This is a genomic window from Microbacterium sorbitolivorans, from assembly GCF_003327285.1.
Lineage (GTDB): Bacteria > Actinomycetota > Actinomycetes > Actinomycetales > Microbacteriaceae > Microbacterium > Microbacterium sorbitolivorans.
The window spans coordinates 483007-504254 of sequence record NZ_KZ848473.1 but is presented as its reverse complement, the minus strand read 5'-3'; the positions used below and the strand labels follow the sequence as shown (position 1 = coordinate 504254).

Annotated in this window: 25 protein-coding genes, 2 tRNA genes and 1 pseudogene; 21 read left to right on the top strand and 7 right to left on the bottom strand. The window is 62.3% G+C overall.

Annotated elements, in window-relative coordinates; translation table 11 throughout:
- Nucleotide 1: 1 nt before the first annotated feature.
- Entirely contained in the window at nt 2-601 is a 600-nt protein-coding gene (locus DTO57_RS02625) for a hypothetical protein (RefSeq protein WP_114116653.1), read from the top strand.
- 193 nt (nt 602-794) lie between these two features.
- On the opposite strand, the gene DTO57_RS02620 is transcribed toward DTO57_RS02625, so the two are convergent.
- Nucleotides 795-1301: a DUF3846 domain-containing protein gene (locus DTO57_RS02620; protein WP_114116652.1), complete on the bottom strand. Its 507-nt coding sequence runs from the start codon at nt 1299-1301 to the stop codon at nt 795-797.
- A gap of 190 nt (nt 1302-1491) precedes the next feature.
- Here DTO57_RS02620 and DTO57_RS02615 point away from each other — a divergent pair, with 190 nt between their 5' ends.
- Together DTO57_RS02615 and DTO57_RS14295 are read left to right on the top strand one after the other, a co-directional pair.
- The gene (locus DTO57_RS02615) at nt 1492-1869 is read left to right on the top strand and encodes a hypothetical protein (protein WP_162785629.1); all 378 of its coding nucleotides are present in this window, start codon (nt 1492-1494) and stop codon (nt 1867-1869) included.
- A 596-nt stretch (nt 1870-2465) separates the two neighbouring features.
- A complete protein-coding gene (locus tag DTO57_RS14295; RefSeq protein WP_162785628.1) occupies nt 2466-2912 on the top strand; it encodes a hypothetical protein in 447 nt (148 codons plus the stop codon).
- Nucleotides 2913-3026: 114 nt separating this feature from the next.
- Here DTO57_RS14295 and DTO57_RS02610 read toward each other — a convergent pair whose 3' ends face one another.
- A complete protein-coding gene (locus DTO57_RS02610; RefSeq protein WP_114116650.1) occupies nt 3027-3359 on the bottom strand; it encodes a hypothetical protein in 333 nt (110 codons plus the stop codon).
- Between the two features lie 177 nt (nt 3360-3536).
- Here DTO57_RS02610 and DTO57_RS02605 point away from each other — a divergent pair, with 177 nt between their 5' ends.
- Nucleotides 3537-4172: a hypothetical protein gene (locus DTO57_RS02605; RefSeq protein ID WP_114116649.1), complete on the top strand. Its 636-nt coding sequence runs from the start codon at nt 3537-3539 to the stop codon at nt 4170-4172.
- A gap of 27 nt (nt 4173-4199) precedes the next feature.
- Here the strand turns inward: DTO57_RS02605 and DTO57_RS02600 are convergent, their stop codons facing one another.
- A complete protein-coding gene (locus tag DTO57_RS02600; RefSeq protein ID WP_114116648.1) occupies nt 4200-5519 on the bottom strand; it encodes a hypothetical protein in 1320 nt (439 codons plus the stop codon).
- A 145-nt stretch (nt 5520-5664) separates the two neighbouring features.
- Here DTO57_RS02600 and DTO57_RS02595 point away from each other — a divergent pair, with 145 nt between their 5' ends.
- Complete coding sequence (locus tag DTO57_RS02595) at nt 5665-6651, top strand: type IV pilin protein (protein ID WP_114116647.1); 987 nt, start codon at nt 5665-5667, stop codon at nt 6649-6651.
- 311 nt (nt 6652-6962) lie between these two features.
- On the opposite strand, the gene DTO57_RS02590 is transcribed toward DTO57_RS02595, so the two are convergent.
- Entirely contained in the window at nt 6963-7931 is a 969-nt protein-coding gene (locus DTO57_RS02590) for a hypothetical protein (protein ID WP_114116646.1), read from the bottom strand.
- 133 nt (nt 7932-8064) lie between these two features.
- Here DTO57_RS02590 and DTO57_RS02585 point away from each other — a divergent pair, with 133 nt between their 5' ends.
- The 16 genes and pseudogenes from DTO57_RS02585 to DTO57_RS14840 form a co-directional block, all read left to right on the top strand.
- A complete protein-coding gene (locus DTO57_RS02585) occupies nt 8065-8349 on the top strand; it encodes a hypothetical protein (RefSeq protein ID WP_114116645.1) in 285 nt (94 codons plus the stop codon).
- Between the two features lie 69 nt (nt 8350-8418).
- Nucleotides 8419-8682, top strand: coding sequence for a hypothetical protein (locus tag DTO57_RS02580; protein ID WP_114116644.1), 264 nt, complete (start codon nt 8419-8421; stop codon nt 8680-8682).
- Nucleotides 8683-8706: 24 nt separating this feature from the next.
- Nucleotides 8707-8964: a hypothetical protein gene (locus tag DTO57_RS02575; RefSeq protein ID WP_114116643.1), complete on the top strand. Its 258-nt coding sequence runs from the start codon at nt 8707-8709 to the stop codon at nt 8962-8964.
- 98 nt (nt 8965-9062) lie between these two features.
- A complete protein-coding gene (locus tag DTO57_RS02570; protein WP_114116642.1) occupies nt 9063-9824 on the top strand; it encodes a hypothetical protein in 762 nt (253 codons plus the stop codon).
- Nucleotides 9821-10933 (top strand): hypothetical protein, encoded by a 1113-nt coding sequence (locus tag DTO57_RS02565; protein ID WP_114116641.1) that lies wholly within the window; start codon nt 9821-9823, stop codon nt 10931-10933. Before DTO57_RS02570 ends, DTO57_RS02565 begins: the two co-directional genes overlap by 4 nt.
- Entirely contained in the window at nt 10930-11667 is a 738-nt protein-coding gene (locus DTO57_RS02560; RefSeq protein ID WP_114116640.1) for a VWA domain-containing protein, read from the top strand. Before DTO57_RS02565 ends, DTO57_RS02560 begins: the two co-directional genes overlap by 4 nt.
- 154 nt (nt 11668-11821) lie before the next feature.
- Entirely contained in the window at nt 11822-12196 is a 375-nt protein-coding gene (locus DTO57_RS02555) for a hypothetical protein (protein ID WP_114116639.1), read from the top strand.
- Nucleotides 12197-12368: 172 nt separating this feature from the next.
- The gene (locus DTO57_RS02550; protein WP_114116638.1) at nt 12369-12746 is read left to right on the top strand and encodes a hypothetical protein; all 378 of its coding nucleotides are present in this window, start codon (nt 12369-12371) and stop codon (nt 12744-12746) included.
- A gap of 190 nt (nt 12747-12936) precedes the next feature.
- The gene (locus DTO57_RS02545) at nt 12937-13572 is read left to right on the top strand and encodes an MT-A70 family methyltransferase (protein WP_114116637.1); all 636 of its coding nucleotides are present in this window, start codon (nt 12937-12939) and stop codon (nt 13570-13572) included.
- On the top strand, nt 13569-13766 hold the full coding sequence (locus DTO57_RS02540) for a hypothetical protein (RefSeq protein WP_114116636.1): 198 nt from the start codon (nt 13569-13571) through the stop codon (nt 13764-13766). Before DTO57_RS02545 ends, DTO57_RS02540 begins: the two co-directional genes overlap by 4 nt.
- 170 nt (nt 13767-13936) lie before the next feature.
- Entirely contained in the window at nt 13937-14161 is a 225-nt protein-coding gene (locus tag DTO57_RS14290) for a hypothetical protein (RefSeq protein ID WP_162785627.1), read from the top strand.
- The gene (locus DTO57_RS14285; protein ID WP_162785626.1) at nt 14154-16394 is read left to right on the top strand and encodes a type IV secretory system conjugative DNA transfer family protein; all 2241 of its coding nucleotides are present in this window, start codon (nt 14154-14156) and stop codon (nt 16392-16394) included. Before DTO57_RS14290 ends, DTO57_RS14285 begins: the two co-directional genes overlap by 8 nt.
- Before the next feature lie 196 nt (nt 16395-16590).
- A complete protein-coding gene (locus DTO57_RS02525) occupies nt 16591-17418 on the top strand; it encodes a replication-relaxation family protein (RefSeq protein WP_114116633.1) in 828 nt (275 codons plus the stop codon).
- Nucleotides 17419-17445: 27 nt separating this feature from the next.
- Nucleotides 17446-17745, top strand: coding sequence for a hypothetical protein (locus DTO57_RS02520; RefSeq protein WP_114116632.1), 300 nt, complete (start codon nt 17446-17448; stop codon nt 17743-17745).
- A gap of 2 nt (nt 17746-17747) precedes the next feature.
- A complete protein-coding gene (locus DTO57_RS02515; protein ID WP_114116631.1) occupies nt 17748-18581 on the top strand; it encodes a hypothetical protein in 834 nt (277 codons plus the stop codon).
- Between the two features lie 171 nt (nt 18582-18752).
- A pseudogene (locus tag DTO57_RS14840) lies at nt 18753-19694 on the top strand (recombinase family protein); the annotation flags it as partial.
- A gap of 943 nt (nt 19695-20637) precedes the next feature.
- Here the strand turns inward: DTO57_RS14840 and DTO57_RS02505 are convergent.
- From DTO57_RS02505 to rsfS, 3 genes are all read right to left on the bottom strand, one after another.
- Nucleotides 20638-20713: transfer RNA gene (locus DTO57_RS02505), tRNA-Ala, on the bottom strand.
- A gap of 37 nt (nt 20714-20750) precedes the next feature.
- Nucleotides 20751-20823 (bottom strand) — tRNA-Ala (locus tag DTO57_RS02500).
- A 57-nt stretch (nt 20824-20880) separates the two neighbouring features.
- Nucleotides 20881-21243: a ribosome silencing factor gene (gene rsfS, locus DTO57_RS02495; RefSeq protein ID WP_114117257.1), complete on the bottom strand. Its 363-nt coding sequence runs from the start codon at nt 21241-21243 to the stop codon at nt 20881-20883.
- Nucleotides 21244-21248: the final 5 nt, after the last annotated feature.

The following is a 21248-nucleotide window of genomic DNA, read 5'->3' as shown; positions in this document are numbered from 1 at the left end:
GATGAGCACCACCCTACGTATCGACTCCTTCGCCAGCATCAACACCGCAGAACGCGGAGTGCTTGCAAGTGAAGTAGAAGCGGGAGCAACGAAGCTTCAGCTAGTCGGCACGGACGGGTTCCCTGAAGGGCAAACGATCTACGTCGGCACGCCTGGCGCTGAAGGCGTCGAGAAGGCCGTTGTGGGCAGCGTCGACAATGAAGTCGAACTCACACTCACCTCGCCGTTGAAGATGGCTCACGCGCGCTCTGACGCGGTCACAGCCGTAGTTGGCGACCGCATCAAGATCCACCGAGCTCCGAACGTAAATGGCAAGGCGCCGACGATGGAAGCCTTCACGCTGCTTGCCACTCGAACAATCGATGCTGACCTGCCTTCGACGTACTACCGGGATGCAGATGGCTCGAGTTCGTATTGGTACTGCTTCAGCTACTTCAACGTGGACACCGAAGCAGAGACCGACCGTTCTGAGCCCGTACGTGGTGATGACTTCGAGCACTACGCCTCACTTACTGCCATCCGTAAAGAGGCAGACGTCGTTGCACGCGGGGAACCTCCAGTGTCGGGCCATGGCTGGGTGAGTGTTGCTACGACGCTATGACACCGCCATATCCCTGTTTAGTTTTTGTATTGGTCAGCACTTAAGTATGTCTAGTCGCGCCTAATTATGAAGCATGAGCAAGATTCATTCAAGTGTTTCGCAACCCGCATTGAAAAGGCGGCGGCCATCTCCTACGAGCCATGATGCTCAAGAAAATAGTCGCCGCCGGTGCGGCCGAGCTCACCACGGTGGCTCAGTTGGGGGAGGTTGCCTCCGTAGGAGCGGCCGCGACTCTAGTTTCGCACCGCTCGGGCGACAGCGCCTGTTTGGTGATTGCCTGCCGTAGCGCTTCCCAGTAGTTGTCGTAGGTCTCGTCGTTCCACCACCAGGACAGGTTGTCCTCGTAGCGAGACTCGACCCGGAGCAGGTGAGTGCCGAGCACCAGTTCCTCGAACACGAGCGGCAAGCTCGTGTCTTCGCCCTCGTCATCCGTGAGGCCAACAAGGGCGACATCGCCCACGAGATACGTCCGATCCCATGCGCTCGGCACTTGCTGCCAGAGCAGCCAGGTCGCCCGCCGGTTGAGAGGCAGGCGCTCTACGAACCCAGACTCGTTGACGTACATCGTGATGCCGAGCTTCGGTAGGTCGATAGCCTCCATGAGGCCACCAACTGCCTGTCTGACCGCATCGGGCTGAGATGCATCGAAGCGTCGGGGCGGTACTTCCATCGCTGTAGGGATGACGATTCCTCGAATCATCGTTCCCACCTCCTTGCTGTAGTCGCGGCCGACAACCGGATTGGTTATCTAAAGACCGCGGGGCAGCAACGAAGCATCCATTCCGATCGCTCTCGTTGTATTTACTACAGCTACACATTTCAGACGAGAAAGCGCATAATATGGCAGAGTATGCAACAAAGGTGAAGTGCAAGAAATAGTAGACAAGGCAGTGAGCCAACTCACTGAACTTATCAACGGATACATTACCGACAACGAAGAGCGCGCTGTAAAAACCGAGGAACGGTCCGATGCAATTGACGAGCGATTCGAACAAGTGGACGAACGCTTCCGCCAGATCGACGAGAGATTCCGGCAAGTTGACTTCCGTTTCGACCGCGTCGAAGCTCGCCTTGAACGACTCGAGGACGACTTCCGCGATCTCTCGAAGAAGCAAGACCGTACGCTCGAGATCCTCGACGGCATCGCAGACCGCCTCGACGTCGACGACAGCGAACGAGTCGCTGCAAGCGCCCAGACGAACCGTCACGAAGACTGGATCGAAGAGGCAGCACCTGTCGTCGGCATTCCGTACCACGCAGGCGCGTAAGAGTTAGTGCGCGCAACTGCGCCATGACGCCAGCAGTATTAATTGCAATGAAGAACGAAGTTTTTATAAGCCCCCGAAAGCAACTGCCATCGGGGGCCCATGTTACTTTGGCAATTTGCTCCAAAGGAACGCATATCCAGCGAGGAGACCACCCCAGCAAGCGATGAGCACATCCCGCAATTCGAGGTGACGCGCATCCATCACGATTAATATAATGAATGCCGCACTAAGTGTAAGCGGAATGTATAGCGAGTCTCGTCGGCGGAATGGATCTCTCTTGGACGGGTCGTACATGATGACCTTCTTTCACCCCTCGCAGGATCAAGGTCGCCACGTTTTGACGACCTAGCAGGCCAGCAAGTGTGGTGACAAGCGAGGTGGTCAAAACTGGAGCTTATTATGCGGCAGTTTGCCCATTCTGTCAAGCGGAATCTTCCTACATGCTTATGGCGGTTTAGGCTCATTGGCTCACATGCACGTGAGATCATGGACTCGACTAGCCACGAAGGGGTATACGTATGCCGAGAGTCGGTCCAAATCGCCGTGGCAACGACCCTATGTCTTTTCGTACCATAATGTCCGGCATAATCGTCACAGTGCTCGGCGGCCTCATTCTCACTGCCACCTTAGCAATTTCGGGTAATCTAATCGGCGACACACACGATAACCCGCACCCTCCAGAAAAACATCCCGACCAAATTCAGAATTTAAGTCTCGCGCTCGAACCCGCTGAAATTTCATCCAGCACGCACGAAAAAACAATGATCGAGGTCACAGGCGTACGGCCAGGAACGTTTGTCGATATCGAGATCGCGCAGCCCGGGTATCTGATTGTCACGGTTAGTGGTGTCTGCCCGGAACTCACGGAAGGGCCTTGCCATCTCGCATATAGCGGTGGCTTAGAAGCTGACGATGATGGAAACGCCATGCTTTCATTTCCAGAGACGCCTGATATTAAACTCTACCCAGGCACCTACGAGGTGACAGTTCGAGACCGACACACAGCACAGGTAATTTCCTTGGACCTCAAAGTCTCCAAATAGCCAGCGCCAATTGTTGATGTGGGCAGCCACCCAGAATCGAGGAGCGCTTAGCAGGGCGCTCCTCTCGGGTTCTGGACGGCTGCCCGAAGTTCCCGCCCAAGCAGGAAAGGGAAGTCAGGAGCTGGCAGCCGCCGACTTCGTGGTGCGGGTCGAAGAACCAGGCTTCTCCCCCAGCACGGCGTTGATCGCGTTGCGCTTGGTTTCCGCCTCACGCTCGATCTTGGCGCGAACCTCCTCGGCGCGCTTGAGCACCTCGGGGTTCGACTTAGACAGCTCAACCCACGACTCCAGCGCCAGGCGAGTCTCCTCGGTAACGCTGCGCTCGTTGAGTTCAGCGAGCACCTCGAGCTGCGCCCGGGTACCATCGCTGACGCGAACGGACAACGGACGAATAGGCCCATACCCGTTCTCGAACGTGCCGCTCGTTGCGGCGTCCTTCTCACTCATGGCGAGACCTCCTCATCGGGAGCGGCCGGCGAACTCGGGATGAGTTCTCCTTCAAGGCCGCATACCGACGAGGAGTGCCGCTGATTATGGACCAATAGAGCGGGGCGTCAATCGTCTGTTCGCGGGCGTTGTGAAAAGTACGTCGTATCCCAGTCCCTACATGGCTAGGATCACCCCATGCCCTTTCTCCAAGTCACCTACTATGTTTCGGAATCAACCATGGCGAAGATCATGACCGGCGCGGCGAAACGCTTCGGCTCGGTTGTCCGTGATCATCAGCACATCACTGAGCATCTGAAGGAAATCAGCGTCGAGGACGTGACCAATCGCGTCGCGCAGGCGGCGAAGGGGAATATGAGCGCCGGCGCGCTGATCGGCATAGGTCTGGCGGGCCTCGGGGTCGCGGTCGCAACGGGCATTGCTACGTACGCGTTCACGAAGAAGGCAACGAAGAAGAAGCTCCTGGAAGCGACTGAAGTGCCCGAGGTTGTCTCGAACTACAACCACTCGCTCGCTACGTACCACGAGGCGATCCAGCACGGCGCCCTTGCCGAAGGGCATGTCGACAACCTCGCGGCTACCCTCGCGCGAATTGAGAAAGATCAGGACGCAGGCGCGGTGAAGCTCGAGCTATCACCGGATCAGGCAAGTCAGCTCGTCGGCTTGCTGTCGGACTATACGAAGCGGCTAGCCGATGCGAATGCCGTCACGCTGGAGGAGGATCTCGTGAGCGACGAACCCACAGACGTACCAATCATTGATCTCCAGCAGTACCTGGCGGCCCAGAAGCGCATCATTCGCGACGCCGCATAGTTGGTCATTGAAATCGGACGGATGACGTTACTGCAGATACTTTTCTAGATCGCTCGACGTCGGCTCCGAAACCAGGGGAAGTAGTCGTTCTACATTCGTCAGCGGATCCAGCTCGTCGATTCGCGCCTTCACTTCGTCGAAGAAGAAGCGCGCTTCGTCTCGACGCTCCAGTGGGAGGTGCGTCATCGCTCCCTGCGCGTCGCTCAAGAAGCGCCGCAGGCGCACCACATCCGTTTGTCCCTCCGCGAGCTGCTTGAAGTGCTCCCACCGCGCATCGCGCTCATACTCCTGCCTCGCACGAGCAACAGCGAGTTCGTGTAAGCGCTGCCGCTCAGCAGCTTCAAGAGCCGCTTGCTCCTGCCGCCACTCGGCTTCCAGGATGCACTCTTCGATCCGCACGAATAGCTGCGGAAGCTTGCCCTCTACAGTCTTGCTTCTGGCATCACGGAAGTGTTCGCCGTCGTAGGAGATCCCTGGCCCGGAAATCTCAACCTCGAGCCGCCCTGTCGGGACGAACTCAGTCAGGCGTGGCTCCTGCCAACGCGGCACCCGCTGCTTGCCATAGAACCGCGCCGCGTAGTCCACCTTGGCGCCACCAGTGCCGGGCACTTCCTTCACCCTGACGCCGAATACGTGCTCGCCGCTCACGATCCCAAGGTGTAGTGAAGACTTCGGATCCCGATACGACCGATCGGCAGGGGACGGAGGCTGCACGAAGTCGCGCACCTCATATCCACGCCGCTCTGCTTCTATCGCAAGTGCGTGCAGTACCCGAGCGGCACGCGGCACGAGATTCGCACTCGCGTAGTGCCAGTCTTTGCGTTCGAGATATGCCTTCACCGCCGGGTGATACTTCGCCACCCGCTTCGGAACCAGCACAGGCTTCGGGAGGATCTCGTCTCGAAAATGCGGAACGAAAACGACGAACAGGTCACCGTTGAACCAATCGCCACGTCGTTTAGTTGCCAACTTCTTGCCGTGCGGCCGCAGGGGCGACGTAAAGCTCTGTGAGACGAGCTTCGTGTACCGGCTTTCCTCATTGCGAGAGACCTGTAGCTCACCGCCAGCGGCAAGTACCTGCTGGATGAGCTGCTCCGCCTCGGACTCGGCTCGATGTATCTCCTCCAGTCCAGACTTCTCGAGCCGCGCCCGGCCGGCCTTCGTGATCTTCGCTTTCCAGCTCGGCCCTTGTCCGGAGATAGAGACCAGCCCGCGCCGTTCCAGCGCCCGTGCTGAGATCCGATGTTCGTAGTTGCCCTCGGGATACTCACCCGCGGGGCAGCCGTCACGCACCCAGCTGAGTACCTCGATCTGCTTCTTGGTCAGCTGGTCTGGGTTCTTCGCCACACGCGAATGCTATTGCGACGCGCCCCGAAAAGAAAGAGCCGATGCGCCACGAAAGACTTGAATGAATTGCGCTAATGCTTCATAATACGCGGCAATAGGTAACACGTTAACTACCGACGACAAAAACTAAACAGGGCATCACAAAATGACGAACAAGCTCAGCAACACATTTAAGCAACGCAGGGATCGCGGTTTCACTATCGTCGAGCTTCTTATTGTCATTGTAGTTATCGCCATCCTTGCCGCAATCACCATCGTCAGTTACAACGGCATCTCTAACCGCGCCAAAGCATCCGCTGCAGCCAGCGCTGCCGAGCAGGCGGCGAAAAAGGTCGCCATCTACGCCGTCACCAACGGTGAGGCGCTTCCGAGCGCCCTCGCAGACGCTGGGGTCACCGATGGCAACGGCACGAGCTACCAGTACCGAACTTATGACAGCGGACGGAAGTACTGCATCACGGCGACCGCGAATGGCGTGAGCTCTTACATCGACAACGATGCACAAACGAGTCCCAAGGCGGGTGCATGCCCCGGACACGGAGTAGACGGCGGGGGTGTCGTGACCAACTACGCTACGAGGCCGACGCCAGCGGAAGGAAACTTTGGCGGGTGGACAGGGTACAACCTTGCCGGTGGCGCCTCTTCGAGTGTTGTGCCCAACGCTTGGCTGGGCAAGTACTCGTATCGATGGACTGCGGGAGCCCCTGGCTTTTCGAATGGCAGCATGAACATAGGACTCGAGCACACCGGAGTCAAGATTGCTGTCCCGACCGGTGTAGACGTGGTCCCGTCGATACACGTCCGCGCGTCGAAAGGCGGAAGCTTTACTGTCAGTTGCGCATTCTCCGATTCAACGGGAACCATAGTGACTGGGAGCTGTCCAGGCCCTAGCTTTACGGTCGCCGCAAACGTATGGACCCGCCTGCAGGCAAACGATGTAACAGTACCTGCAAACGCTAGCCGGATGAGCATCCGCGCCAAACTGGAGGGCGGCGCGACCTATGTCAGTGGAGATTGGATCGAAGTCTCCGGTGTTTCCACAGCGCCAGGCGCGTATGCCGACGGCGATTCTCCCGGTTGGGTCTGGAACGGCACCCCGAACAACTCGACCTCAACGGGACCAGCGCTGTAACTCAGAGTGCGTCCAGACGCCAAGATGAGACGCGCAAAAGCAGAAGTGAGGTCCGAGCTCCAGACCTCACTTCTGCGCTCACGCTGCGCGTAAGCGCGGCGGTTGAGGACGATCTTCTGCAGCAGGCTGAAGAAGCTCTCCATCGCGGCGATGTCGCGGCAGGACGCGACTTTGCCCGCAAGGGGCGACTGACCTCGAGCTTGGGGTTCGCTGCCTCTTGAACTAACGGTGAGGGGGATCCTGGCGCCTTGAGGCCGAGGAACGGCCCCTGATGGGTTCGTTCTGCAGCCCACTAAGTAATGCTGCCTCGGTCACCAATCCCACGAGATGCCGCTGAACAGCCCTCCGTGTACGTCCCGCATGCGTAGCGTCGCGACACCGCGTTCGTCCAGCGTCACAGCGTTGTACTCGTTTGCTTCCGTCGGACGGGCAAACGGGCTGACCTGCTCGAACTTCCAGACCAAGCGCGGCTTCTGCCCGATGAACTTCACCTCGATGGACGCCAGAAGCGACCGTTGATGGAACGCACGGCTGGCGAGTTTGATCGGGTCTTGGGCATCGTCGTCGCCCTCAGGTTCGAGATGGAACCTGAGGTCATACACCTCGCCGTACCGCATCGGCTCTGTTGCAGTGTGCTCAGCGTTCAGGTGCCAGAAATGGTCGTTCCATCCCGCGCCTGGTACCGGGCGCGGGTTCACTTTAAAGTCACCGCCCTTGAGTACGTCGATCCAAGCATCGTGTGACCGACTGACGGTGACGTAGTCGAGCTCGCCGTGCATGTTCGCGAAGCGGTAATGCTCGAGCGTCCGGCGCCACTTCTTGTCTTCGACGATGATCATCGTTGCCGTGTGCTCGTACACAATCCCGCCATGCATCTCTGGCACATGCAGCACAAGCGGAGACTGCGCATACGTGCCCATCACGAGCCGCGAGTGCAGGTGAGATAGTGCCGCTTCTTCGCGGCTCGCCACCGTATCGGTCTTGCGGTTGATCTTCCGCCCGTGGATCTGGCGACGCTGCTGGAGTCGCGTCACGCCTTCCGTCTCCGGGCTGAGCGCGAAGATGTCGAGTAGTAGCTCGGCTTCGCCAGGTTCCTCGAGGGAGTGGATCGCGGAGATAAACCGGCTCTTGAGTCGCTCGAACGGCTCCTCCAGTGAATGCCGAAGCACCTCGTCCACGATGGGTGTCCGCGTCAGGCGTCGCTGGATGAATCCGTCGTTCTTCCGGAGGAGCGCAAGCTCATCGATCAACGATGCAGCGGCGGCCTTGTCGAGTCGCATGCGGGTTCCTTCGTCCGAGCACTGGCGGGCTTTTTCCAACTTTATTCCAACTTTCGAAGCCCGGTCTTGAGCTTTTCTACGCTCGAATCACCCCCGAAAAACGGGGCGAACTTCTTCACAAAGGAGCACCGAGATGGACACCAAGATCCCTCCTCGTGACGAGGCTCCCCTCGGCTTCCCGTACCCGGACGACCACGTTCTCACCGCACTGCACACGCTGCGCGAGGCGATGACGACGGCCGTTGGTGCGATCTTCATCGAGCAGCTCCGTGGCAAGATCCTCGATTTCGAGTCCCGCCACCTGCTTGCCGCGCTCGCCGAGCTTTTCAGCCAGGCGATCGAGGTCAGCCTCCTGACCGACGACAAGGTCGAGCCCCAGTTCGACAAGCTCGACGACTACTTCGCCCAGCTGAAGTAGTCCCCCGCGCCGGAGGGGGGCGACCCCCCTCCGGCGCATCTCAACCCCGCCTTTACGAAAGGAACTGCAATGGCTGCCACCACTGCCGAGGATCTCATCGCCTCCGCGAGCCCGTTCAAGCTGACGCTCGACGTCGCCAGCGAGAGCCTCATCGCCGCATCGGTCATCTTCATCCGTGACGCCCGCGAAGGCCGTACGTTCACGCCCGCTGAGTCGAAGCTGCTGAGCGAACTGGCCTGCATCACCACGGCGTTGAACGACGCACAGAAGCATCTCGAAGAGAACGCCGACGACGAGGCCCCGGGTGGCACTCCGCCCACGGCCAACGCGTAGGCGTTCCTCGGAACGGAGTATCAGATGTCTCTTCAGCCGTTCGCCGAGACGGAGCCGCCCGCAGACCACGTGCTGTGGGGGAAGCTCTACCTCGCTCGCGAGAACCTCATCGAGGCCGGCGCCACGCTGCGCTTCGAACTCAAGACCACCGGCACCATCAGCGACAGCTGCGCCGGTCTCATCCGCGAGATCGATGAGATGTCCCGCACCTTCCACGCCATGGTCGAGCACCCCTCGAGCAAGCGTCCCCGCGGCCGTCTCGAGATCTCCTCCGGCCCGTAGCGGTGCCGGTAAGCCGAGAGGGTTCCGCGGCAACGGAACCCTCTCGTAGCCACCACGCTCCACCCCGCACTCATCCAAGAACACGAAGGAGAACCGTCATGGCTCCCACTACCGTAGTCCGTGCTGCCCTCGGCACGGCCATCCTCACCACCGCAGCGTTCTCGCTCGCGGCCTGTACCACGCCCGCTGGTAAGGCCAGCTCCTCCCCCGAGCAGGTCTGCCCGGACGGCGGCCTCACCGAGATCCACGCGCTCGATATCACCAGCTCCACCCAGGCCGAAGCCGCCAAGGACAGCTCCCTCGAGCTGGTCGACCGCGCCGTCCGCCACGCCGCTCAGTGCGAGGGGTACGTAAAGGTCTTCGCCTTCGCGTCCTCCACCGGCACTACCGCGTCCCTCTACGACGGCACGCTCGCTGTCGAGGCTCCGACGGAGAACGCGAAGCGTCGCAAAGCGAACAAGCTCGCAGACGAGGCGATGGGCGAGATCTCGAAGCACTACGACTCCGCCCGTATGGAGATCGCCGGTGTCGGCACGGACGTGCTCGGCATGCTGACGCTCTTCGAGCAGGCCGCTGCCCAACATCCGGCAGGCGAGATCCATGCCGCCCTCTATACCGATGGCAACACCAATATCGGGGTCGACCCGGCGGGTGCTGCCAGCCCCGATGAGGCGCGTGCTCTCGCGGATGCCCAGACGGTTCCGGATCTGTCGGCTATGTCGCTCTCGGTCTATGGCATCGGGCAGCACACGCTGGTCGAGCAGTCTTCGGAGACCATCGCGAACGTCACGGCGTTCTGGGAGCAGATCTGCCAGAGCACCGGTGCGCTCAGCTGCACGGTCGTCACGGATGGACGGTGACGACGATCATGGCCACCCGTAACGATCTCCCGCGGATCAGTCCGCTCGAGATCTCCGGCGCCGCCGAAGACACGGCCGCCGACATCATGATCCCGCACGGTGAGCAGGCGAAGATCATCGTCCGCCCCGAAGGAATCGGGAAGCTCTGGGTCGAGCGCGAATACGACGACCTCGAAGCAGAACAGACATCCCTCTGGGACGCGGCCGGTGAGACAGCTGCGCGCGATGCCCGTCATGAGGCCGCTCGTGTCTCTCTCGGAGCGGCCGAAGAGGCCTACATCGTGACTGCGCACCGTGCGCGTATCGATGATGCGCTGACCAGGGCGCGCCGCACCCATCAGTTCCTCGATCCGTACCGCCGCCGCCCGAGCAAGGCTAAGCGCTGGTACCAGGCAGGGAAGTGCGGCCTCCTGCTCGGTGACATCGCAGGCTTCGGGACGGCAGCAATCTGGCTCGGCGAGATGCCCGCCATCGCGCTGTCGCTCGCCGCCAGTGCCGCGGTCGCGACCATCGCGGCCGGCCTCATCGGGAGCGATGTCCGAGACCGCGAACAGCGCCGCCAGCGCGCCGAAGCCACCCCCGATCAGACCGACGATCTCAAGGAGTATCGCCACCTGTTCGCGCCCCACACGGGCGGGGTCTTGAAGCACATGCTCGCGGTCGCCGCGGCCACGGCCGGCACGATCGGTGTCGGGATCGCGGCCCTGCGCGGGGCGGTCGATGATCTGCTCATCGGCCTCATCTTCGGCGGCATCGCCCTGGCCATCGCGGGAGGCTCCTTCCTCCTGTCCTATGCCGGAGCAGACGAGGTCGCAGACCTCATCGATCAGGCGGACGCCGACTACGACAAGGCAGTCGCCGCCCACCAGAAGCTCGCCGCCAGTGACAGCGCCAGCACCCATGCGGCGTCCATCGCTGAGGCCGACAGCCTGACCCGCGAGCACGCCGCCCGCGGCAAGGCCGCCAGCGCCCACATCCGGGCGCTCAAATGGGGCATCCTCCGCCGAAACCCCAGCCACGCCGGCCACGGCTCCACACCTGCCGTGTCCGCACTGCGCCCGCTCACCGCGGCGCAGACCGCTCGTCGAGAAGAGGAGAAAGCAGCATGACCCCCATCCTTCAGCCCTCTGGAATCATCAGCCCCGACCTCCAGGGCGACGCCCCGAGCCACACGCAGGAAGTCCGCCTCGGCTTCCCCGGCATGGAAAGCCGCACCCCCGCGACGGACATCCTCCTCTTCGACGACTCCTGGTCGCTGCGTGTTGAAGGCGGCAACGACCCCGTCGGGAACCGCTACGCCGAAGCCCGCGCGGTCATCGAGCACCTCGCTCGGTGGACGCACGCCGACAACGCGCAGATCGCGGTCGGCCACTTCGACCACCCCGAAGTGGCCCTCGTCGGCCCGCACCCCTTCCATAAGAAGGCAGGCCTGACGAAGATCCTCGACGCTCTCAAAGAGCCGAGCGGTGTCGTGGGCTCCAGCACGCTCCTGCCGGTGCTGCAGGCTGCGGCGAAACTCGCCCGGAGTCTTCCGGAGCAGCCGATCCGTCTGACGATCTTCTCGGACTTCGAACTCACCGATCCGAACCTGGGTCAGACCTACGAGGAGCTGGCTCGCTTCCCGGGTGCGATCCACGCGGTCGTGCTCAACGCTGACCCGGATGTGCGCCTCGGGCTCCTGCCGAACGTCACGGTGACGCGGATGGCGAGTGACAGCCCCACGGGTCTCGCCAGCGCGGCGCTCTTCCAGTCCCTGACGGCCGGACGCCTCGGCGTCCACCGCCCGAAGATGACGACGAAGCGCGCCCCGCGCCGCCCGCGCCCGGCCAACCGCGCGTCGTAGTTCTCACAACGCCTGCGACATGCGGATTGACTTCCGCCCCGTGCCAGCGCATGCCCAAGCAGGCACGGGGCGGACACAGACCTCGCAAACCGCGAGGAACCAACAACTGAATAGGTAGCTCCAGCAGCTGTCAGACCCCACGAAAGGAGGGCATATGAACGACAAGAACAACACCCACAACACGGAGGAGCGACTGCCGGCCATGGCCCTCATCTGGATGCGGAGCGCCGACGACCCGCGCGCACCCGACGCGCTCGGCGGTCACACGGTGAAAGCGCAAGAAACGGCGGCGATGGCACGCGCTCAACACGACGGTGTCCCTCTCCACCACATCTCGCACATCATCAGTGACAACGTCGATGACGCCGAACAGCGCCTCGACGCCATCCTCCACGTCCTGCAGGAACTACCGGCTGACGTTCTTCTCACATCTGCGGAAGTGTTCACGCACGACTCAGACGACGACGCGATGAAGCTCCACCTCATGCTTCACCTGCGTGGAACGCGGCTCGTTCTCTGCGATCCGTGAGTCCCCACGTTCCTGCCGCGATGGTCATCGTCGCGGCAGGAACACCCCCAAACCTCTGGCGCTGGGGCCCTCACCGCCCCAGCGCCGGTAACAGGCCTCGCACCATGCGAGGAATCAACAACTGAATAGGCAGCCGCCATGGCTGCCAGACCTCATTGAAAGGAGGAATGCCATGACTACCAATGCAACACCGAACGAAGGGGGCGCGCTGGTTCCGTGCGCGTTCCTCTGGGCCGTGGATCGCTGGGAGGTCGACGCTGCGGCGCCGGACTGGCTCGGCGGCACCACCGTTGAAGAGCAGCGCGCAAAAGTCATCGCTCGTGCACGCCGCGAGCACCACGAGCTGGCAACCCGCGAACTCTTCACCGTCGAGTGTCCGAGCTGGAACAAGCTCGCTGAAGTCCTCCTGCGGATCACGACCGTCGCGAAGCTCGCGTGTTTCGAACGCGTGTACCTGCCCGCATCAATTCGCACGGCCGAGTCGGTCGACGTGATCGATGAGTTCTTGGACAGGCTCCGCGCGGCAGGAATCGAAACGGTTCTCTGCTGACCGAGGTCACCGTGCGCCCGCTTCATACGAAAGCAAGCGGGGCGGGCGCACCCCGCACCACTGGCTGGTTGTTGCGGAATTCACAACACAGCCGAGCGGACGATTGACGACTTCGTCCCGATCCGTCATAACCAGTCGTCACGTGATTCACCGAGCCCAAAAAGCAGGCGAATCCAGAAAGGAGATGCTCATGAACACCACCGCCACTGCACCCACTCCCACGACGCCGGGGGCTCAGAAGAAGTTCAAGGTCGTCTATGCCGATCCGCCCTGGGACATTCAGCAGAAGGGGAAGGCTCGCGGCGCAGAGCGTCATTACCGTCTCATGACGATCGACCGCATCAAGCAGATGCCCATCGCTGACCTCATGGACGAGAACTCGACACTCCTGCTCTGGACGACGAATGCCGCGCTCCCCCAGGCCCTCGAGGTCATGGAGGCGTGGGGCTTCGCCTACAAGACGAATGCCGTCTGGGATAAGTACTACATGGGACTCGGGAATTGGTTCCGCGGCTCACACGAGATCCTTCTGCACGGCACGCGCGGTAAGGCGCCGTTCAAGTTCCATGGGCAGCGCTCGACGCTCCTGTTCCCGCGCCAGGATCACTCGCACAAGCCCGAGGAGATGATCCCGGTCATCGAGCGTGTCCTCGACGGCCCGTACCTCGAGCTCTTCGCTCGCCGCCGCCCGAACAGCCACGCGGACTGGTCGGTCTGGGGCAACGAGATCGACTCCGACATCGTCATCCCCGGCTACCCGGTGCCGAGCGACGCCAAGCACCGCCAGGCCGCAGCCGCCGTCACCGCAGGAGGTGAGGGGCAGTGAGCGAGAGCAAGCCTCCGTCCATCGTGACGCGCTTCTTCCACGCCTGCCTCCTCATCCTCGGAGGCATCATCGCCCTCGCCGTCGCGTTAGAACTGCTCGCACAGTTCTGGGGATGGCTCGCGCTGATCGCCGGCATCGCGCTCATGTTGTGTGCCGGGGCGTGGGCCTACCGCTACTGGTGGGGTCGGCGATAGAAAGTACAACCGCTTTCACCTCTGGTGCGGCGCTGATTCAGCGTCAGCGTCGCACCAAAACGCTTGACAAATCGACACAAGTAGTTCATAACAAGGCGGCACTGGAGGGTTCTTCCTCTTTCTGTCGCGGCCGAGACGTAAATCAACGTTCATTGAAAGGAGGTGCCCTCATGAGCACTCAGCATTCTTCGTCACGTCCACGCCGTACGAAGCGGCGCCGCTACCGCAAGGCACAGGGACGTGACATCTGGGTCTTTTCCGACCCGAACTATCAGCTCCAGCCGAGCGACATCGCCCGAATCGTTGTCCGCGCCGGCCTCGCTCAGGCCCGCACCGCACAGGCCAAAGAAGCAGACCTCATCGATACCGGAGCAGAGGAGGGGACCAATGCCTGAACCACTCTCATTCCAACGCATCCACCTCGCGCGCCCCATCGCTGCCGAGCAGGTCGCTGATCTGTTTACGCGCCTCGCTAGTGGCGACGTGGCGCGCCCGCTCGTCTTCGAAGTTGCCGCCCACGCGGACGGTGTTACCGCCCACGTCGGGACGGCCCCGTCGGCCGAACCGCGCCTGAACCGGCTCCTCCTGGCCCATGCGCCCGGTTCCCAGTTCGAGCCCGCTACACGGCCCCACGTGGCCTCTGTCAGCCGGGTTACTGCCCGCCCCGGAGGCCTCCCGCTCGCCAGTCTCTCCCCCGAGACCGTCATCCAGGCCCTCTACCAGGCCTTCGCCGCCCGCAACGGCCAGGAAGTCGTCGGCGTGCAGCTCGTGATCGGTCGTGCACGGCGCCCGCAGCAGTACTCGGCCCGCACCGCCGACCCCTTCCAATCCCTCGGGTCGCGCATCTTCGAAGGCCACCGCGACGCTCCGGCATCGCTCAAGCGCCGCTTCGACGAGCACGCCGGTGAAGCCCGTCTCGACGTCACCCTCCGTATCGGCGTCACCGCAGATATGCCTAAGCGCCAGAAGGCGCTCACCTGGGAGGTGTTCGGCGCGCTCGAGCAGCTCGAAAGCCCTGGCGTCCGTTTTTCCCTCGGCCGCGATACTCCTGCTCGCTGGGATAGCGGTCGGCACGCACCTGGCCCTGGCATGCTCGTCAGCACCCGAGACCTTGTGCCTCTTCTGGCCTGGCCGCTGGGCGAAGACGAGTACCCCGGTGTACAGGCACTGCACCCGCGGCTCCTGCCCGTGCCGGAGATCGTCTCCCGCACTGAATCTGTCTTCGCCGTCGGCACAGCGCCTGGCCCGGAGCGTCCGATCGGTATCGACCCGCAGAGTCGTCTGCAGCACATGGTCGTGATCGGCCCGACCGGTTCCGGCAAGTCCACGCTGCTCGAGCATCTGATCCTCTCGGACACCACCGCAGGACGCGCCTGCTGCGTTATCGAACCGAAGGCGCAGCTCATCGATCGGATCCTCGCGACCTCTCCCCTCGAGGCAGCAGAGCGCATCGTCGTCCTCGACGCCACCGACGAAGACGCACCCGTCGGCTTCAACCCGCTGGACGTCGGTGACCGTGACCCGGACATCGTCGTCGACGGCATCCTCGCGGTGCTCGCCGCCGTCTTCAAGAACGGCTGGGGACCCCGCACCGAGTACCTCATCCAGGGCGCATTACTCTCACTCGCGAGGGCAGGCCAGGTACGCAGTGAGCCGTATACGCTCATCGATCTGCCGCGGCTCCTTACGGATACTGCCTTTCGCCGCCCGGTGATCGGCGCCGTCGCTGACGACACGACGCTTGCCGCGTTCTGGGCAGAGTACGAGGACATGCGCCCTGCGCAGCGAGCCGCGATGATCGCGTCGCCCCTCAATAAGCTCCGCAAGATCGTGATGCGCAAGCCCCTCGTGCGGGTGCTCGGACAGTCCCAACCACGGTTCCGCCTCCGCGACATCTTCCGCGAACGCAAGACCCTGCTCGTACCACTCAACGAGGCACTTCTCGGAGCAGGTGCCGCTCAGCTCCTCGGAAGTCTCATCGTCGCAGAACTCTTCCTCGCCACGACCGAGCGTGCCGCCGAGCGCAACCCGATGAATCGCCCGGGCATGATTTTCATCGACGAAGTGCAGAACTACCTGCACCTCCCGACTCCAGTGGGCGATGCCATGAGCGTCTTCCGCTCGTACGGTGTCGGTCTGCATGTCGCGCACCAGTTCCGAGAGCAGCTTCCGGCCACGATGCGTTCCGGCTTCGACGCTAACGCCCGCTCGAAGGTCGCGTTCGCTCTCGAAGCAGACGATGCCAGAGACATGGCAAAGCTCGCTCCAGCGCTTACAAGTAGCGATTTCGAAGCGCTCCCGCGTCATCACATCTACACCCGCCTCATCGCGGGAGGCGGACCCACCGCCTGGTGCTCAGCGAAAGCCCTGCCACCCGCGCCCATCCTCGGCCACGGCAACCAGATTCGCGCGATGAGCCGATCCCTCTTTGGCTCACTCCAACCCGTCGAGATCACACCCGCAGTGCCTGAGCCAGAGGCACCAGAGGTCGCCGAAACCCTTACTGAAACGAGTACCCAGCCGACGTCCATCGCCGCCGAAACAACGGCTACAGCTACAAGCGCACCGGCGGCTGCTCCCGTAGCTTCCCCGGCTCGTCGTGCGCATCAGAAGGCGAGGCGAACATGACCGCCGCCACCAGATCCCACGCACCACCCCAGAGGTCGAAGCATTCGCTTCACCCGTCTGGTCACCGGTCGTGTCACGACGAACACCTTCCGCCGTAGACCCCACCGACCAGCCACACCCTCTGCAAACAGGAACGGACTGCACGCCCTTTAGCCGACGTGCTCCTCCTCCTGATGCCCCACGAAAGGAGGCCCCTATGACCCCTGACACTCGCAGCCCTCATGCGTCGCTCGACGGCCACCTCACTGACCGTGACGTGCGCATCCTCGAAGACCTGCAGCGCTACCGGCTCCTGACCACGAGGCACCTCCAGCGCCTCCACTTCGCCGCCACCCCCTTCGGCAGCCACACCTCAGTCCCGGGCGCCACCCGTGCCACCACCCGAGTACTCGGGCGCCTTGAAACCCGAGGCGCGATCGTCCGTCTCCAGCGCCGCATCGGTGGCGTCAAGCACGGCTCCGCCCTCACCGTCTGGCAGCTCGGCCCCGCCGGCGACCGCTACCTCCGTGCCCGAAGCGGCGACACGACTCGCCGCCGCTACCTCGAACCGAGCCGCACCTTCCTCGCGCACACCCTCGCCGTCGCCGACGTCGCAGTGCTTCTCCTGGAACGATCGAGCGCCCGTCACTTCGACCTGCTCGAACTCGAACCGGAACCCGAATGCTGGCGCCCCTTCACCGGAGCAGGCGGCGAACAGATCTCCCTCAAGCCGGATCTCCTCGCCGTCACGGCAGACCCCTCAACCGAGACGCACTCGTTCGTCGAAGTCGACCGCGCCACAGAGCACCTGCCCAAGATCATCCGCAAGTGCCTCGTGTACCAGCGGTATCACGACACCGGTATCGAGCAGCAGCGCCGCGGTGTCTTCCCGGCCGTCATCTGGATCGTGCCTGACGCCACCCGCGCCATCAAGATCCGCGACGCTATCGCCGGCGACGCTCGCCTCGACGCCGGCTTGTTCTGGACCATCACGCCAGACCAGACGCTCGCGCATCTTGCGCCGTACCCGGCGCCCACCATCTAACCCTTCTCCCGAAAGGAGGAACACATAATGACCACGTCAACACGCACCCGCATCGCCGCACCCGATGAATCCGAGAGCGCCGCTCAGCTCATCCAGCTCGGCCTCGCCATGGACCCCGAAGCCCGCTCCGAGACCCTCGCGCGCCTCATCGCTGCGAGCCTCCACGATGGCCCCGGTACCGCCCTCTACGCCTTCGCCAATGGCATCGGCTTCAACGCCCAAGCCATGCTCGACGAACTTAACAGCCTCTGTGTCCCCCTCGAGCAGGAGTGCTGGGTCGATGCCCTCGGCCGCCACATCTTCTTCAACGTAAAGAAAGGAGCCTAACCATGAACGAACACGAAACCACTGCGGCGAGCGCTGTCGAGCGTAGCCGCGACGAACGTCTGAGCGATCGGGCAGATTTCCGTCGTCTCGAGGTTGCGCTCGAACGCCATGCGGAACCGATCGCTGATGGCATCGCTTACGCGCTCGAGAAGCACACTGATATCGGTGATGAGGCAGCGCGCCACATCGCCCATGTCCTCGGGCGTGGCCTTGGCAACGAGGGGCCGCTGACTGAGTTTGCCGAAACCGGTGAAGGGTACTACCTGTCGCTCCGTGACGCCTACCTCGAGCTGTACAAGGATCCGCGTGCGACGCCGGTCGCTAAGGAGCTCATCGACTGGTTCGGCACTTACCTGATCCAGCGTGAAGGGATCGGTACGGGCCGCCGCTTCATGAACCCGCACATGGCACCGAAGCTCGGCCAGCTCCTCGTCCGCACCCAAATTCCTCTCGGGGACGAGCGCTTTCTCATCAACGTCCCTGGCACCTGGGACAGTGGGGACGAAGACGACGTCAGTGGGCAGCTCGCGGATCTCCAACTTCCCGAGGATGAAGCCCTGCAGGCCTTCCTCGCTCTCCCAGATGTGAGCGCGGGAGCAGAAGACATCATGGAGGCGTTCCATGGTTGCTTCGTCGGCCGCTACGACAGTTTCAAAGCCGCGATCAACGATCTCGCTGGAGTGCCCGCGCTCGAAGCTGATCTCGAGGCTCTGATGGAAAAGCACGATCTGGCCTACGGGATCGTCGAAGTTCTCCTTTCCTGCGTCGAAGACCACATGACTGAACGCTACGACTTCGCAGATCACAAGGGCTACACATACGTCTTCCAGAAGTAGGGAAGAGCGGCGCACGCCTCCATGTCGAGCACTCCCCCTGATGTATAAACCGCGTCACGACGCCACCCCCGCGAAGCGCCCCTGAACCAGCCCCGAAGCGCCCCTCGGGGCTGGACTTCGAGGCCGAAAAGAGCGTCAATCCGAAGGCCACTACCTAAAAGGAGGACCCAAATGGACGAATACAATCCCAACCAAGCGACGCTGCCAAGCGCCTTCACCAGCGCACCGCCACCGCTGCCGCCTGTGCAGATGATGCGCACTGAGTCCACGCTCGACTACGAACCGAGCGTGCTGAAGGAGGTCACAACGGACGAGATCCTTACGGCAACCGCGCCTAAGGGCACCCGCGCTGTCATCTATCTGCGTGTCTCGTCTAAGGGGCAGGTGAACACCGATTATGACCCTGAAGGCATCTCGATCCCCGCGCAGCGCATCGCCTGTGAGAAAAAGGCTCAGCAGCTGGGCCTAAACGTCATCGCGGAATACATCGAGCCTGGCCGTTCCGGTACCGAGATGACGAAGCGAATCTCCTTCCAGCAGATGCTGGCACGCATCCGTGCCCAGCGCGATGTCGATTACGTGATCGTGCACAAGCTCTCCCGCTTCGCGCGTAACCGCGTCGATGACGCCCTTGTCATGGCAGACCTACAAAAGCAGGGCGTCTCCCTAATCTCCGCAACTGAGTCCGTCGACGCGACCCCGGTCGGCCAACTCATGCACGGCATCCTCGCTGCCTTCAATGAGTACCGCTCGCGTGAAGACGGTGCCGATATCGCCTACAAGATGGGCCAGAAAGCGAAAAACGGCGGCACCCTCGGGCGTGCGCCGATCGGCTACCTCAACGTCACCGAGAACATCGAAGGCCGCAAAGTCAACACGGTGAAGGTCGACCCCGAACGCGCTCCGTTCGTTCAGCTCGCCTTCAAGCTGTTCGCCGAGAACAAGATGTCCGTCCAGGACATCGCCGACGAGCTCACTGAGCGCGGTCTCACAACGCGTCCCACGCAGCGCCGCCCCGCGGGCCCCATCTCCGACAGCAAACTCCAGTCGATGTTCCGAGACCGCTACTACCTCGGTGAGGTCAAGTATCAAGGCGAGTACCTGCCTGGTCGCCACGAGCCGATCATCGACGAAGACCTCTTCGAAGAAGTCCAAGCAGTTCTGAAGACGCGCACCTCGGCGCGCGAGCGCCACCGTGTCCATACGCACTACCTCAAAGGGACGCTCTGGTGCGGCCACTGCCGTGTCGAGCGTGGAGTGAACCGACGCCTCATCCAGCAGCGCTCCGTCAATCGCCACGGGGAAGAGTACTGGTACTTCTTCTGCCGCGGAGTCCAGGACGGCACGTGCGATGCCCCGTATGTCAGCGTCACGAACATCGAAGCGGCGCTCGAAGCGCACTACGGGACCATCCAACTCAGCGAAGAGTTCATCGACGGCGTCGGGAACGTGCTCACCGAGAGTATCAACGACCAGCATGAAACCGAAGCACTGCGCCGTCAGCAACTGACCGCCAACCTCGAGTCTCTCAAGGCTAAGGAAGATAACCTCATCGACCTTGCCGCAGACGGCACTCTCCCGCAGGAGCGCATCCGCATCCGGCTCCGTGAGATTGCCCGGGACCGCGAAAAACTCCAAGACCAACTCAACACGGCAACCGCCGACCTGTTGGCAGGTAAGTCCTACATCGAGGCCATGATGAAGCTCCTGACTGATGTCAAGGAGCTCTACTTGAACTCGACAGATGAGATTCGCCGCGAACTCAACCAGGCCATCTTCAACAACGTCTATGTCATCGCCGACGACATCATCGGTGACGACATCAAGACGCCACTTCGCGATCTCCTGGCCGCACAACGCGGCGTTGCTGCCCACAACGACGGGCTGCCCCTTGAAGAGGCGGTGGAGGCCGCACAGGCCGAGCTGGCGCGCCACACGGCGCAAAACAAAACCGGGACCACTATTTCTAGCGATCCCGGGAATGAGTTGCAATCGGAGCTTACTTTTAGTCTTCTCAACCGCATATACGGGGTCGAGGGTTCTAGTAAGACTCTTATGGTGGACCCAGGGGGACTCGAACCCCCGACCCCCTGCATGCCATGCAGGTGCGCTACCAGCTGCGCCATGGGCCCAAATCAGATTCGCTCCCCCAACAGGAGAGCCAAATCGTGGACCCAGGGGGACTCGAACCCCCGACCCCCTGCATGCCATGCAGGTGCGCTACCAGCTGCGCCATGGGCCCGATTTGTGATGCGTTGCCCTCGCAGGCAACTCATTTAGCTTACAACAGCCAGTCGTATCAGGCGAAATCGCCCGCGACAGACGGGCGTGTCGGCATCTCGAACGGAACCGTCGGGCAGTCCTTCCAGAGGCGCTCGAGGGCGTAGTACTCGCGCTCCTCACCGTGGAAGACGTGCACGACGAGGTCACCGAAGTCGCACAGGATCCAGCGACCGCCGGCCTTGCCCTCGCGGCGAAGCAGCTTGTGCCCCGTCTTGTGCAGCTCGCGCTCGATCTCGTCGGAGATCGCGCCGACGTTGCGCTCGGAGCGACCCGTCACGATGAAGAAGATGTCAGCGAGCGGCATCGGCTCGGAAACATCGAGCGCGACGAAGTCTTCACCGCCCATCTTGTCGGCCGCGTTGACCGCGGTCTGAAGCATGTCGA